At 56.3% G+C, this 14081-nt stretch carries 12 protein-coding genes; 7 read left to right on the plus strand and 5 right to left on the minus strand.

The genetic code is table 11. The features are described from left to right. Positions 1–729 (minus strand): EcsC family protein, encoded by a 729-nt coding sequence (locus CLV58_RS11965; RefSeq protein WP_106138255.1) that lies wholly within the window; start codon positions 727–729, stop codon positions 1–3. A gap of 89 nt (positions 730–818) precedes the next feature. Here CLV58_RS11965 and CLV58_RS11970 point away from each other — a divergent pair, with 89 nt between their 5' ends. Together CLV58_RS11970 and CLV58_RS11975 are read left to right on the plus strand one after the other, a co-directional pair. Then, on the plus strand, positions 819–1538 hold the full coding sequence (locus CLV58_RS11970; protein ID WP_106138050.1) for a murein L,D-transpeptidase catalytic domain family protein: 720 nt from the start codon (positions 819–821) through the stop codon (positions 1536–1538). Between the two features lie 105 nt (positions 1539–1643). Beyond that, on the plus strand, positions 1644–2285 hold the full coding sequence (locus tag CLV58_RS11975) for a histidine phosphatase family protein (protein WP_106138051.1): 642 nt from the start codon (positions 1644–1646) through the stop codon (positions 2283–2285). A 215-nt stretch (positions 2286–2500) separates the two neighbouring features. Here the strand turns inward: CLV58_RS11975 and CLV58_RS11980 are convergent, their stop codons facing one another. Both CLV58_RS11980 and CLV58_RS11985 read right to left on the minus strand, forming a co-directional pair. Then, positions 2501–3274, minus strand: coding sequence for an SDR family NAD(P)-dependent oxidoreductase (locus CLV58_RS11980; RefSeq protein ID WP_106138052.1), 774 nt, complete (start codon positions 3272–3274; stop codon positions 2501–2503). Between the two features lie 87 nt (positions 3275–3361). Next, on the minus strand, positions 3362–5032 hold the full coding sequence (locus CLV58_RS11985) for a UxaA family hydrolase (RefSeq protein ID WP_106138053.1): 1671 nt from the start codon (positions 5030–5032) through the stop codon (positions 3362–3364). A gap of 231 nt (positions 5033–5263) precedes the next feature. Here CLV58_RS11985 and CLV58_RS11990 point away from each other — a divergent pair, with 231 nt between their 5' ends. The 5 genes from CLV58_RS11990 to CLV58_RS12010 all read left to right on the plus strand — a co-directional run bounded on the left by CLV58_RS11990 (position 5264) and on the right by CLV58_RS12010 (position 11543). After that, entirely contained in the window at positions 5264–6463 is a 1200-nt protein-coding gene (locus CLV58_RS11990; RefSeq protein WP_425443511.1) for an acyltransferase family protein, read from the plus strand. A gap of 3 nt (positions 6464–6466) precedes the next feature. Then, entirely contained in the window at positions 6467–8122 is a 1656-nt protein-coding gene (ade, locus tag CLV58_RS11995) for an adenine deaminase (protein WP_106138054.1), read from the plus strand. A 97-nt stretch (positions 8123–8219) separates the two neighbouring features. Next, positions 8220–8819 carry an RNA polymerase sigma factor gene (locus CLV58_RS12000; protein ID WP_106138055.1) on the plus strand — a complete coding sequence of 200 codons (600 nt, stop codon included), beginning with the start codon at positions 8220–8222 and terminating at the stop codon, positions 8817–8819. 108 nt (positions 8820–8927) lie between these two features. Next, positions 8928–10199 carry a replication-associated recombination protein A gene (locus tag CLV58_RS12005; RefSeq protein ID WP_106138056.1) on the plus strand — a complete coding sequence of 424 codons (1272 nt, stop codon included), beginning with the start codon at positions 8928–8930 and terminating at the stop codon, positions 10197–10199. 165 nt (positions 10200–10364) lie between these two features. Continuing rightward, positions 10365–11543 carry a carboxypeptidase-like regulatory domain-containing protein gene (locus CLV58_RS12010; protein WP_146141419.1) on the plus strand — a complete coding sequence of 393 codons (1179 nt, stop codon included), beginning with the start codon at positions 10365–10367 and terminating at the stop codon, positions 11541–11543. A gap of 60 nt (positions 11544–11603) precedes the next feature. Here the strand turns inward: CLV58_RS12010 and CLV58_RS12015 are convergent, their stop codons facing one another. Both CLV58_RS12015 and CLV58_RS12020 read right to left on the minus strand, forming a co-directional pair. Further along, positions 11604–12191, minus strand: coding sequence for a GNAT family N-acetyltransferase (locus CLV58_RS12015; protein ID WP_106138058.1), 588 nt, complete (start codon positions 12189–12191; stop codon positions 11604–11606). Between the two features lie 30 nt (positions 12192–12221). Continuing rightward, positions 12222–14045 carry a HAMP domain-containing sensor histidine kinase gene (locus tag CLV58_RS12020; RefSeq protein WP_106138059.1) on the minus strand — a complete coding sequence of 608 codons (1824 nt, stop codon included), beginning with the start codon at positions 14043–14045 and terminating at the stop codon, positions 12222–12224. Positions 14046–14081: the final 36 nt, after the last annotated feature.

The raw sequence follows: 14081 nt of genomic DNA on the forward strand, positions 1-14081 counted from the left end.
TTACATCTTCCCTTCGGCCTCCCACCGCATGCGGTATGCGTTCATGGCAGTGTGGCCTAGCTGGTCGATCAGGCGATAATTGGCGACGATACCTACCGCAGCCCCGATGCCCGGTATCAGCTGTGCCATTTTTACCAGATCGATGTAATCGCGGTATTCCTGCTGGAACGTTAGCCAGTCGAACTGATTGATGTCGACGGGAAGTTGGGTACTGTGCGCGGGCCAGTTGGCGATGTGCTGGTACACGACCTGCCGGCGCTCCTGACTCGAAAAGGCCAGTTGAAAGACGTAGAGCATAAACACCCGTTCGCGGTAGTCGCGGGTGGTGTAGCCGTACAGCGCGGCAATCTCGAACAGCAGCTTCATCTTCAGGCCCATCAACAGCGGAAAATCGGCCAGCCCCATCAGCAGGCCACCCGCCCCCGTGACGCCCCCTTCGGCCGCACCCGCCCGCTTGTAGAAGTCGATACGGGCCACGACAGTCATTTCACGCTGTGGTAGTGTCTGCTCCAGTACGGGCGGTTTGTTCAGTGCTTCGGCCCCAAACAGCATGGCCCGCGTCATCTGTTTGATAGCCGCCGTCACTACCTGATGCACGCGACGCGGAATCAACCGGTTGACCCTACGCTGTACGGCCGACGAAACACGTCCGAAGGCCGAGGGATTACGCTGCATGTCCTGTTGCCACTGGGTCAACTCGCTGCGGACCGATTCTTCGTACGATGACATAGCGGATAGCTGCTCAAAAAGGTGTAGTTTCGTCATGCTAAACCGACAACGCGGCTGTTTGGTGCGTTTGTCAGTGGCTTGTCTCGTCTATGCCGACCTATACAAAATTTGGGGTATTGCTGGTAGCCGCCGGGCTGGCGTATGCCTGTAGTTCAGCGCCCGCTTCCACCACCGACCAGCAGCCGCACCTGACAGCAGCGGCCGCACCGGCATTGCCCGACAATCCGCTTTACAACGAACTGGGCCTGAAGGAAGCTGGTCTGGCGCAGACAATCTTCGAGTACGCAGTCACGGGTCGACGTAATCTCGGTAATCGGCACCCCATGCTGACCATCGCCGACATGAGTCAGCCCTCGACGCAGAAGCGGCTGTACGTCATCGATCTGAAAGCGCGGAAACTGCTGTTCAACACTTACGTTGCGCACGGTCGTAACTCGGGCGGACTCGTACCGGAACGTTTTTCCAATACGCCGTCATCCTGGCAAACCAGTCTGGGCTTTTACCGCACGTTGGGTACGTACATGGGCAAACACGGCCTGTCGCTACAGCTGAAAGGACTGGAGAAAGGCTTTAATACCAACGTACAGGACCGAAACATTGTGCTGCATGGAGCCAACTACGTCTGTGAAGATACCGTGCGCCTGAAAGGGCGACTGGGTTGGAGCGAAGGCTGCCCCGCCGTACCGTACGCCCTGTCGAAACCGATCATTCTGGCCGTTAAAGACGGTTCCTGCCTGTTTGTGTACGCCCCTAACGAAGATTACCTGAAAAAATCTGTCTACTTAAACGTAGCCAAAGACACTTTGTAAGGTTTTCGGTTTACGGTATACTAGTTTACGGTGGCTGGTTTTATCACAGCCTTCGTACCCGCCGGGTGCCGTAAACCGTGTACTATAAACCGAAAACCGTATTACGTGGATATTTACCTGGTTCGCCATACCGAAGTGGCCGTGGGGCGTAGCGTCGCCTACGGACAGTCGGACGTGGCATTAAGCGAGTCGTACGCCGAGCAACGCGATCATCTGATCCGTCATCTACCCCCGGCACCGGCCGTTATTTTCACCTCACCCCTCTCCCGTTGTCGCCGGCTGGCCGACGATCTGGTAAAGTCGCTGACGACAGGTAGCTCCATCGAAACGGCACCGGGTCAGACGGCACTTGCCGGTACCCACCGCCCCCTTGTCCGATCCGACGACCGGCTGAAAGAGTTTTTCTTCGGTGACTGGGAAATGACCCCCTGGACTGACATCGACGCTGATGCCCTTGCCACCTGGCGCTCGGATTTCGTTACGATTCCAACGCCCAACGGCGAAAACTTCGGCGATTTGTCGGCGCGGGTGCGGGCGTTCTGGCACGATAGCATACTCCCCCTGACCCAGACAGGCCACAATCGGCCGGTACTTGTCGTGTCGCACGGCGGGGTAATCCGAACGTTGCTTTGCCTGTTTCTGGACCTGCCCCTACAAAACGCGTATCGGCTCAACCTCGATTATGGTGCGGTGTCAAAAGTCACGCTGACCGGCTCTTCGGCCACCGTTCAATACATCAACCGATAACAGTAACGCATGGTTGTCATAGTTGATTTGAGCTGACGCACGTAGAGACGCAATCGCACCGGCGACCCGGCCTTTGCGTCTCACCTACCGGATGGTTTTGGATGACGCGAAGGGTTGAGCCGAAACATATAACCAATGGTTTTGGATGACGCGAAGGAGACGCAAAGGCCGGGTCGCCGGTGCGATTGCGTCTCTACACACACCGGATGGTATACCTAATTATTTAACCGGATGAACCCACCGTCGAGGGGGTAATCGCAGCCGGTGACGAAACCCGCTTCATCGGAGCAGAGATACAGGGCCAGGGCACCGACTTCCTGCGGTTGCGCCATACGACCGATGGGCTGCGTTTTCGACAGCTTGGCAAACATCTCGTCTTCCTGACCAGGGTAGTTTTTCGCCAGAAAACCGTCGACAAAGGGCGTATGCACCCGCGCCGGGGAAATGCAGTTACAGCGAATATTGTCGGCCAGGTAATCTTTGGCTACCGACAACGTCATCGTCAGCACGGCCCCTTTACTCATCGAATAGGCAAAACGATCCGGGATGCCGACCGACGAAGCCACCGAGGCCATGTTCAGGATAACCCCGCCCCCGGCCGCTTTCAGGTGCGGAATGGTCGCGTACAGGCAGTTGTAAACACCTTTGACATTGATGCGGAAAATCCGGTCGAAATCGGCTTCGGCTGTCGTGTCGGCTTTCCCGACGTGCGCCACCCCCGCGTTATTAACCAAAATGTTTACCGGCCCATCGGCTGCGATCTGTCCGATCACATCGATCACCTGCGCCTGATCCGACACATCGACAGTATGCGCCTGAGCGTTTCCACCCTCGGCCCTGATCGACCCGACAACCTGCTGAGCAAGCTGCTCATTGAGTTCAAGGATGTGTACCGTTGCACCCGCTTTGGCAAACGCCTGCGTAATCGCCAGCCCGATACCGCTGGCCCCACCCGTAACGATGGCCGTTTTGTTTTCTAAGGAGAACATAATGAAGGATAGAATGATTGAGTGATGGAATGACTGAATGGGCTGACGCGTAGCATTCAATCATTCGATCACTCAATCATTCGAAAGTTAAAGTGAAACGCCCCGCTTCCAGGGGATAAAGTCGTCCTGACCGAGTTGTTCGGCTTTGGTAATTTCTTCGCCGGACGCCAGCCGGATAATGTATTCCAGCAGGTTGTCGGCACTTTGCTCGATGGTTTGCTCGCCGTCGATGATGGGTCCGCAGTCGAAGTCGATGACGTCGGGCATCCGCAATTTCAGCTTCGTGTTGGTCGCTACTTTCACCACCGGGCAAACGGGGTTACCGGTGGGTGTACCCAAACCAGTAGTGAACAGTATGACATTGGTACCCGACCCCGCCATACCCGTCGTTGCTTCGACGTCGTTGCCGGGTGTGCAAAGCAGACTCAGACCGGGCCGCACGGCCGGTTCCGTATAGTCGAGGACGTCGACAACGGGCGAGTTACCGCCTTTTTTGGCAGCGCCCGCCGATTTGATGGCATCGGTAATCAGCCCGTCTTTGATATTGCCGGGCGACGGATTCATGTCGAAACCCGACCCGGCAGCCTGTGCCTGCGCCGAGTAGGTACCCATCAGGTCGATAAACTTCTGCGCATCGGCCGGATCGACGGTGCGGTTAATCAGTTCCTGCTCGACGCCATTCAGTTCGGGAAATTCAGCCAGTACGGTTTTACCGCCCAGCGTAGCCATGACGTCCGACAGATGCCCCAGCGCGGGGTTGGCCGAAATACCCGAAAAGCCATCGGAACCGCCACATTTCAGCCCGATCGTCAGCGCGCTCAGCGGGGCCGGTTTCCGTTCCAGCTTATTGATTTCGGCCAGGCCTAAAAACGTTTCTTTCACCGCCTGCGCCATCAGCGCATACTCCGTACCGGCCTGCTGTTCGAAAATCAACAGCGGCTTGTCGAAGCTGGGATTATTGCGCCGAATTTCCTGCTCGATAATATCGGCCTGTAGGTGCTGACAACCCAGACTCAGGATAGTTGCTCCGGCGACGTTGGGGTTGTTGATGAACCCCGCCAGCAGCGCACCGAGTGCGTTGGAGTCCTGCCGGGTACCGCCACAGCCCATCTCGTGCGTCAGGAACTTGATACCGTCGACGTTTTTGAACGGGCGCTTGTCGTTTGTCGTGTGGGGCAAGGTCCGGTTTTGAGACTCGTCAACGAAGGGTGACATCTTCTTAATGACGTCCAGATCACCTGCCTTGTACAGGCTCAGCAGTTCGTGTACCTGTTCGCGGTACGTTTCGGGCTGGGCGTAGCCGAGTTCGCGTTCAAAAGCATCTTTCAGAATCAGTACATTCCGGTTTTCGCAGAACACCAGCGGCACAACCAGCCAGTAGTTTCGTGTACCGACGCTGCCATCCGCACGGTGATAGCCCATGAATGTCCGGTCCTGCCACTTCGTCACGTCGGGCGGCTGATAATCGTACGGTTGCCGCTTGTCGATGCCGTAGCGGTCGGCGCTGTGTTTCAGGTTGAACGTCGTAATGGGTTCCCCCCGACGAATCGGCTGCATCGCTTTCCCGACCAGTACACCGTACATGGTAATGGGATCACCGATTTGCCGGTCTTCCGTCACAAACTTATGTTTCGCGCTGACGGCATACGGCAGCGTGTAGGTTTGCTGATCGAACTCGATCGTTTCCCCGGCCGACAGGTCGCGCAGGGCAACGATCACATTATCGGCGGGATGAACTTTTAATACGCGGGCGGGCATGCCAGAACTCATTTTTTTACAGGAAAGAAACCAATACCGCCAAATATACCGCTAATCGCGTTTTGTTGACCGAATTACAGGATTGAACGGTACGCAGGTAAGGCTGACTACTGCGGATATACGCGAATCTTGCATAGCGTTGGGAACCGGCAAATCCGGTAATCCTGTCCAACATTTGTTATTCTGAGCGTCAATCCCAAGTTTTGACGTTCTGTTCCTAGCCTACGCCTTATGATTCCCCGTTCTACCGAAGCGCGCACAGGCGTGCTTCCCGATCGACTGATGTCGATGGATGCCTACCGTGGGTTTGTCATGACTTTGATGGCTGCCGAACTACTCCAGTTTCAGGCCGTCCACGAAGCCTTACCCGGTAGTACCATCTGGGCCTTTCTGGCGCGGCAGCAAAGCCACGTCGAGTGGGTAGGCTGCACCCTGCACGACCTGATTCAACCATCTTTCTCGTTTCTGGTCGGTGTGGCTCTGCCCTATTCCGTTGCCAGCCGGACCAACCGGGGGGAGTCATTTCGCAGTCAGTTGGGACACACCCTGCGCCGGTCGCTCATCCTGATTCTGCTGGGTGTCTTTCTCCGGTCGATTCACCACGAGCAGACCTATTTTACGTTCGAGGATACCTTATCCCAAATCGGGCTGGGCTATCCTTTCCTGTTTCTACTGGGTCGGACATCGGTCCGGCAAACGTGGGTAGCCTTCGGGGCCATTCTGGTTGGCTACTGGCTGGCATTTGTGCTGTATCCGGCCCCCGGTACTGCGTTCGACTACACGGCTGTCGGTGTCCCGCCCGACTGGCCCGAGCACTTTACCGGCCTGATGGCGCACTTCAACAAAAACAGCAACCTGGCCTGGGCGTTCGACACCTGGTTTCTGAATCTGTTTCCGCGCGAGAAGCCGTTTCTGTTCAACGGGGGCGGCTACGCCACACTGAGCTTTATCCCGACACTGGCCACGATGGTACTCGGCTTGCAGGTCGGTCGCTGGCTGCGGCAGAAATGGCCCGCCAACCGGCTGCTGCGGCAGCTGATCGTCATGGGCCTCATCGGTATCGTTGCCGGCGTTATGCTGCAGGTGCTGGGCATCTGCCCGGTCGTGAAGCGAATCTGGACACCGGCCTGGGTGCTGTTCAGCGGAGGCTGGTGCTGCTGGCTGCTGGCCGGTTTTTACGCCCTGATCGACCTATGGGGCTTCCGGCTTAAACCGCTGCTTGTCGTCGGGATGAACTCGATTGCCATCTACTGCCTGGTTCACCTGATCGACCGCTTTATCATCGACTCCTTTCACATTCACATCGGCCGCGCACCGTTTCAAGTGCTAGGCGCTGCCTACGAACCTCTGCTGACCGGTGCGCTGACGCTGGCTGTTTTTTACCTCATTCTCCGGTGGATGTACAATCGCCGGCTCTTTATCCGAATCTAACTCATGCTTGAAGCCAACTTAGTAAACCTGTTCGACCAGAAAATCACCTACGCTCGTATCAGCATAGCCGGCGGCCGCATCGACCGCATTGACCCACTGGGCCCTGAGCGGCCGGGTGAGCCTTACGTGTTACCGGGCTTTGTTGACGCACACGTACACGTCGAAAGCTCACTGCTTACGCCACCGCAGTTTGCCCGGCTGGCGGTCGTCCACGGTACCGTCGCGACCGTTTCGGACCCGCACGAAATCGGTAACGTGCTGGGCGTGGCCGGGGTCGAATACATGATTGCGGAAGGTAAGCGCGTTCCGTTCAAGTTTATGTTCGGCGCACCCTCCTGCGTGCCGGCCACGCCCTTTGAAACAGCCGGGGCCACCATCACGCCCAACGACGTACGCTACCTGCTGGGACTGACCGAAATCGGCTACCTGGCGGAGGTGATGAATTTTCCGGGCGTGCTCAACGGCGACGCCGACATGCTGGCGAAAATTACGCTGGCGAAAGCCTTTAACAAACCGATCGACGGGCACGCACCCGGCCTGGTGGGCGACGATGCTCAACGGTACATCGACGCTGGCATTACGACGGATCACGAATGTTTCACCTACGAAGAGGGACTCGACAAAGCCCGGCGGGGCATGCAGATTCTGATTCGGGAGGGCAGTGCCGCCCGGAACTTCGATACGCTGATTCCGCTACTGGGTGAATTCCCGAAACAGGTCATGTTCTGCTCTGACGACAAGCACCCCGATACGCTGGCCATGGGCCACATCGACCAGCTGGTCCGGCGCGCGCTGGCACAGGGACAATCGCTCTGGAACGTACTGCGGGCCGCCTGTCTGAACCCGGTGCTTCATTACCGGCTTCCGGTCGGGCTGTTGCGCGAAGGAGACCCCGCCGATTTCATCGTCGTCGATTCCCTGACCGACTTTCATATACAGCGTACCGTTATCGACGGAGAAACGGTTGCTGAACATGGTCTGTCGGCCATTCCCGACTTACGCAGCGACCACGTCAATCAGTTTAACTGCTCGCCCGTAGCGGCCGATCAGCTAGCCGTTTCGGCGGAGCCGGGTACCACGCACATTCGCGTGATCGAAGCCCTCGACGGCCAACTGGTTACCAACGAACTGCGGATCAGTGCGTCGATTGTCGATAACCGAATCGTTCCTGACCTGACGCAGGACGTGCTGAAACTGGTGGTCGTCAACCGGTACAAGGATGCGCCACCGTCGGTTGGGTTTATCAAAAACTTCGGTCTAACGCAGGGTGCCATTGCTTCGTCGGTGGGCCACGACTCGCACAATATTACCGCCGTGGGCTGCGACGACGAGAGTATTTGCCGGGCTATCAATCTGGTCATCGGCGCGCGGGGTGGCCTTTCAGCCGTTGCTGGCAACGACCCCGACGAAGACCAGTTACTACCCTTACCGGTAGCCGGATTAATGACGGACACCGATGGCTACGCGGTAGCCGCCCAGTATGCCGCGCTCGATACGTACGCCAAGCAGGAACTGGGCAGTACACTGTCGGCCCCGTTTATGACCCTCAGTTTCATGGCCTTACTGGTTATCCCGTCGATAAAACTAAGCGACTTAGCTTTATTTGACGGAAACCGATTCTCATTTACCCGACTACAGCTCAGCGAGTCAGGCAATTAAAAAAGTTTTATAAAATGCTGTGTTAAATTCAATATTTTATCGGTATGTTTACAGACGCCTAGCTATTTCTAACTCCTTTTCCTTCCTTAAACGCCCCATGGCTCGCTCTCGTAATCAGTCAGGACCCAGCGACGAAACCCTTTGGAACATGTTTCGCGATGGCGACGAAAACGCGTTTGCCCGGTTATACGAAAATTACGTTCAGGCGCTCTATCACTACTGCGCCCACTTCGCCACCGACCGCGCTTTGATTAAAGATTGCATCCACGACCTGTTTGTTGAGCTCTGGAAACACCGGACGACCATTGGTCCGACCACGTCGGTACGGTTCTACCTGATGGCGTCGATCAAGCGCAAGCTGGTTCGTCATCTGACCGCCGAGCAGAAACTGGTCAGTCAGGATGAAGTTACGAATGGCCGTCGGGTGGGCGACACGCTGCCCGGTGCCGATCCGTCGCATGAGAATCTACTCATCAGCCACGAGGAAGATTCGTTTATGAACAACTGCCTGCATCAGGCGCTGGACAAGCTACCCCGGCGGCAACGCGAAGCGGTTCATCTGCGGTACTTCCAGAACATGAGTAACGAAGAAATCTCGGCTCTCATGCACATTAACATTCAGTCGGTGTACAACCTTATTTTTGGGGCGATGAGTAACCTCAAACGCCACATCACTCCTGAAACCGTGTCGCTCTGATTATACTGACTACGCCTACCCTTTTCAACGCAGGCCCGATGCTGTCGCCCCCGACGGTATCGGGCTTTGTCTTTTGCAGGCCCCATTATCTGGCCGTATTTTCGCTTGATGAATACCGACTCAACACCCCTGCCCGAACGGGTTCGCCCCCGCACAATCGATGAGGTTATTGGCCAACGTAAACTAATCGGTCCCGGTGGTGCGCTGCGCCGGGCCGTCGATGCCGGGCGGCTTCCGTCCATGATCCTGTGGGGACCGCCGGGGGTGGGCAAAACCACGCTGGCGCTGCTGTTGGCCGAAGCCGTCAAACGACCGTTCATCGCCCTCAGCGCCATCAATTCGGGAGTAAAGGAAATTCGTGACGTATTGGGTCGTCCATCAGGAATGTTCCCACCGGTCGTGTTCATCGACGAAATTCACCGCTTCAACAAAAGTCAGCAGGACGCGCTGCTGGGTGCTGTCGAGAAAGGGCAGATTACCCTGATCGGCGCGACGACGGAAAACCCGTCGTTTGAAGTGAATTCAGCCTTATTGTCGCGCTCACTGGTATACATTCTGGAAGCACTCAGCCGCGATGAGCTGGTACAGCTGGTCGACCGGGCGATTGCGCAGGATGCTTTTTTACAGTCGAAACATATTCAGGTCGAGTCGTACGATGCGCTGCTCCGCCTGTCGGGGGGCGATGGCCGGAAGCTGCTCAATCTGCTGGACCTGGTCGCATCGGCTCACGTATCGGCCGATCCATTGGTGATTACGGACGAGGGCGTTACGAGCGTCGCGCAGCAGAACATCGCCCGCTACGACAAATCCGGCGAGCAGCATTACGACATCATTTCGGCTTTCATCAAGTCGCTGCGGGGGTCCGACCCCAACGCGGCCCTCTACTGGATGGCGCGGATGATCGTGGCCGGTGAAGATCCGGTATTTATCGCCCGCCGTATGCTGATTATGGCGTCGGAAGACATCGGTAACGCCAACCCTACGGCGATGATTATGGCGTCGGAAGCGGTGCAGGCGATCAAAGCGATTGGTATGCCCGAAGGCCGGATCATTCTGTCGCAGGTGGCGGTTTATCTGGCGACGTCGCCCAAAAGCAACGCCAGCTATCTGGCTATCGATGAAGCCATTGCCCTGGCCGAACGCACGGCTCATCTGCCCGTACCGATCCACCTGCGCAATGCGCCGACCAAGCTGATGAAGCAGATCGGTTACGGCAAAGAGTACCAGTACGCCCATGCCCACGAAGGCAATTTCGCGCTGCAAAACTTCCTGCCCGACGATCTGAAAGGCCACAAGCTGTACGAGCCCGGCCAGAACGCCCGCGAAGCCGAAATCCGACGCAGCCTCCAAAAGTGGTGGGGCGACTGGTACGGCTATTGAGCCAGCAATCCTACCAAACGACGGATTAGTCAAAGGTATTTCTGTCATCCCTCCTGCGTCGGGATGACAGAAACGCTCTTATTAACTATCTTTTAACTAGCCACTCAATACATAATCACCCGTAGAACCAGTAATTCACGAAAGACCACCACACATCGTTTAGTCATGGCTCTCCGGTTAGGATTACTGCTGCTCATACTGCCCCTGCTAATCAGGGGACAGGAAAATCGCGTTATCCGAGGGCGATTGCTAAGTGCCAGTACGAATCAGCCGTTACCCTTCGCAAACCTGACGGTAGCCGACGGCCGATTGAGTAGTGCGACAAACGCCGAAGGCTATTTTATGCTTGACCTGCCTGAGTCGCATGTACGTGATACGCTGACAATGGTAGCCCTGCATTACCGGTCGGTTCAATTACCAGTATCGGCATTGCCCTCGACAGAGTTTACAGTCAGGCTGAATGAGGTACCGAATACGGTGACAACAGCCGATATTTATTTCGACGCAGCTCCTGCCTTTGCTACGCGTGACACACTGCTGAAAGCCGTAGCCGCTATCAGCCGAAACTATTCACAGCAACCCACCCTGCTGCGTGGCTTTTACCGGGAAAGCGTCCGCGATGAAACCAGTGATGTACAGGCGATGGAAGCAGAAGGCTTGATCGAGGTCTACAAACCGTCGTATCACTTCCCCGATCAAAGCGATCGCATCCGGTTTCTGAAAGGGCGCCGAAAGCCGCTTAACCAGTTTACCACGCCGATACTGACGCCGGGGCCGTGGGTCAGCAACATGCTCGATGTCGTGAAATATCAGGAGTTTCTGTTCCGCAATCGGGCAGTCAACAAAAACTACGTGTTCAACCGGACGGGCGAGACTATAATCGGCGATCAGCCGGTGTATATCATTGGCTTTCGCCCCCGCGATGATGCGCAGCTCGACGGTTATTTCACGGGTTCGTTGTTTCTGACCAAACGTAGTCTGGCAATAATCCGGGCTGAATATACACTTACACCTGCGGGACTGAATTTACTCAATCAGGCGCGGGGTTACGTGCAGCTTTACAAAACGAGGTTGCTACAGCGTACCTACGTCGCAACCTATGCGCTGTTCGGTCAGCAATGGTCGTTTCAGAGTGGGAGCGTCGAAAATACGTTGGCCTATGAGCCATCGGGAAATCGGTTGAAGGCCCGAATCGATTTTGTCGTTACCCGACGTAATGACAACCAAATCAAACCCTTCTCGCGCTTTGCCGAAGCGTCCATGCGACTCCCGATGCAATCGTACACCAAAACCGACGATACATTCTGGGAGGGCGAAACGTACCTGCTCCCGACGCGACCCTGATTATGTATTTCGTCGCCGGCAGCATCCTCGCTGCCTGACCATAGGTACTATCGCGCTGCTTTATCCTTCGACAGCAGGGATGCTGCCGGAGACAGGAGCTACCTGTTTGCCGTAGAGCAGGCTTTCTTTTTCGCCGTACTGGATTCGTTTTTCGAACTGAAAGCCCAGCTTTTCAATCAACGCAGTCGATGCGCGGTTTTCCGGGTTGCAGAAGGCCGTCAAGCGCGCGAGTTTCAACTCGTTGGTAGCGTACGCCAGCACGGCCGAAGCCGACTCGTAGCCATAACCTTTCCCTTCGTAACCCGGCAGAAACGCAAAGCCCAGATCGATGTCGGGCAAGGTATCGCGTCGGAATAGTCCGCAGGTACCAATAACCTCGCCCGTGTCGCGCAGACTAACCCGATACGAACCGAAGCCGTATTGCTCATAGCTCCGCATCGCTCCGTTTTCGATGTACCGCGCGGCTTCTTCCAGCGTATGTACGTTGCGATCGCCAATGAAACGAAGCCAGAGCGGACTGTTTAGCAGCGCCAGCATAAAGGGCGCGTCAGCCGGCGTCAGTTGCCGGATGGTCAGGCGTTCGGTGGTCAGTTGCCAGTGGTCGGCCGATTGGAGTTGGGGTTGTTCAGCGGTGGGCAGATTGGTCATAACAGGGTACGTAGGCGTCTGACCGGCAAGCTACGCAATCATCGACTTATCCGGTACCCGTTGGGGTTCGGTTGCGATGGGCAGGCGAAAATAAAAGGCAGCGCCATCCGTCACACTGTTGTCCAGACCGATGCGACCTCCCATGGCGGTGATAAATTCGCTGGATATTGCCAGCCCCAGCCCTGTCCCGCTCGACTGACCATTGGTACCGGGTGCCCGGAAATACCGGTCGAAAACCCGGTCGCGGTGTTCGGGACGGATACCGGCACCGTGGTCGCGCACCCGAAATTCGACAGTACCACCGATGGGGTACACGGACAGTTCGATGCGGCTGTCGGGCGGACTGTGCCGGACGGCGTTCGACAGAAAATTGACCAGTACCCACGATGCTTTATCGACATCGGCCCGCACCGCAGGTACGCCGGTGGGCACATCCGTACGGATCTGCAACTGCTTGTTCGCAGCCTGTACCTGAAGCGCCTGCGTGGCGTAAGAAACAATGTCGGTGGGCGACACGCTACCCAGTTGCAGCTGGATCTGCCCCGATTCGACCTGCGCCATGTTGAGCAGTTCGCCCGTCAGTTTCATCAACCGATCGGTATCGTCGCGCACGTTGTCGACCAGGCTTTTCTGCTCACCGTTCAGATCGCCCACGCGCTTATCTTCCAGCAGCTTCAGACTCATTTTGATGCTGGACAGGGGCGTTTTCAGTTCGTGCGAAACCGTCGCGATGAAGTTGGTCTTGGCCAGATCAAGCTCTTTGTAGGACGTAATATTTTTCAGCACGATCACGTAGCCGGCCAGCGTCGGCTGCGACTCACCCGTTCGCGATACCTCGACCGGACTAATCTGCCGGGTAAAGTAACTCTCCCGCCCTTTACCCGACTCGTCGGGGTGCGGATCGTAGATTTTCAGCAGGTTATCGCCCACCGGCGGTTTCAGGGTGTTTATCGACTCGGCTGAAGCATCGGTTTCGTCCATACCCATCAGCCCCTGGATCAGCGTGCGCAGCAAATCATTCGACGTAGCTATATCGGGTGCATACCGACCGATCAGCCGCTGCCGTTCGACACCCAACAGCCGTTCGGCCACGGGATTGATAAACAGGATTCGCCGGTTTTCGTCCAGCCCGATAATGCCGTCGCTCATCACCTCGATCAGCGTGTCGATGCGTTTTTTCTCGAACAGTACCCGTGCCAGATTCGAGTGTTCGTATTCGTCCAGCTTCTGCGCCATCGAGTTGAACGAGCGAGCCAGTTCGCCGAATTCGTCGCTCGATTTCACCATGATCCGCTCTTCGAAATTGCGGCTGCTAATCTGCCGGATACCCCGCGTCAGCTCACGCAACGGGTTAGCGATGTAACCGGGGAAGTTAACGATGAACGAAAACAGAATCAGGAAGCAGAGCGTCCCGACAACAGCCACCCAACCCAGTGCTTCCTTGGCCGTCCGCTTGGCGGTTTCGTTCTTACGAACCATCGCCTGCCGGTTTATGTCGTCGAGTTGAAACAGATACCGGCGAATGCGCTGCACCGACATAGAGTCATTGCTACCTTTCATCCGGTTGAACTCCCGCCGAACGGCGTCGGTCATAGCCTTCTCCCCTACTTCCGTTTCGTTGGCTTCCTGCTTTTTCAGGTTCGTTTCGAAATCGGCCAGGGCGTCGGGACTCCGCAAATCGGCCAGCGATTTCTGCATCGTGCTGACGTATTCGAGCGAGATGTAATTGTCTTTCAGAATAGCCTGTGAATCGTCGGCCAGTTCGTTGAGATAATACATGCTCAACCCGCCCAGTGCCAGCAGAATGGCAAACACGAATACCAGCGCCGTCGATATTTTAGCTTTGAGAGACATGGGAAGGAGTTGAGTGCTTGAATGATAGAATGATTG

Source organism: Spirosoma oryzae (assembly GCF_003002825.1).
Taxonomy (GTDB): Bacteria; Bacteroidota; Bacteroidia; order Cytophagales; family Spirosomataceae; genus Spirosoma; species Spirosoma oryzae.

Bases quoted from the DNA above. Each gene is read 5' to 3' on its own strand.
- CLV58_RS11970 (WP_106138050.1), top strand. From the start codon at position 819: ATGCCGACCTATACAAAATTTGGGGTATTGCTGGTAGCCGCCGGGCTG.
- CLV58_RS12005 (WP_106138056.1), top strand. From the start codon at position 8,928: ATGAATACCGACTCAACACCCCTGCCCGAACGGGTTCGCCCCCGCACA.
- CLV58_RS11985 (WP_106138053.1), bottom strand. From the start codon at position 5,032: ATGCCCGCCCGCGTATTAAAAGTTCATCCCGCCGATAATGTGATCGTT.
- CLV58_RS12010 (WP_146141419.1), top strand. From the start codon at position 10,365: ATGGCTCTCCGGTTAGGATTACTGCTGCTCATACTGCCCCTGCTAATC.
- ade (WP_106138054.1), top strand. From the start codon at position 6,467: ATGCTTGAAGCCAACTTAGTAAACCTGTTCGACCAGAAAATCACCTAC.
- CLV58_RS11965 (WP_106138255.1), bottom strand. From the start codon at position 729: ATGTCATCGTACGAAGAATCGGTCCGCAGCGAGTTGACCCAGTGGCAA.
- CLV58_RS12000 (WP_106138055.1), top strand. From the start codon at position 8,220: ATGGCTCGCTCTCGTAATCAGTCAGGACCCAGCGACGAAACCCTTTGG.
- CLV58_RS12020 (WP_106138059.1), bottom strand. From the start codon at position 14,045: ATGTCTCTCAAAGCTAAAATATCGACGGCGCTGGTATTCGTGTTTGCC.
- CLV58_RS12015 (WP_106138058.1), bottom strand. From the start codon at position 12,191: ATGACCAATCTGCCCACCGCTGAACAACCCCAACTCCAATCGGCCGAC.
- CLV58_RS11990 (WP_425443511.1), top strand. From the start codon at position 5,264: ATGATTCCCCGTTCTACCGAAGCGCGCACAGGCGTGCTTCCCGATCGA.
- CLV58_RS11980 (WP_106138052.1), bottom strand. From the start codon at position 3,274: ATGTTCTCCTTAGAAAACAAAACGGCCATCGTTACGGGTGGGGCCAGC.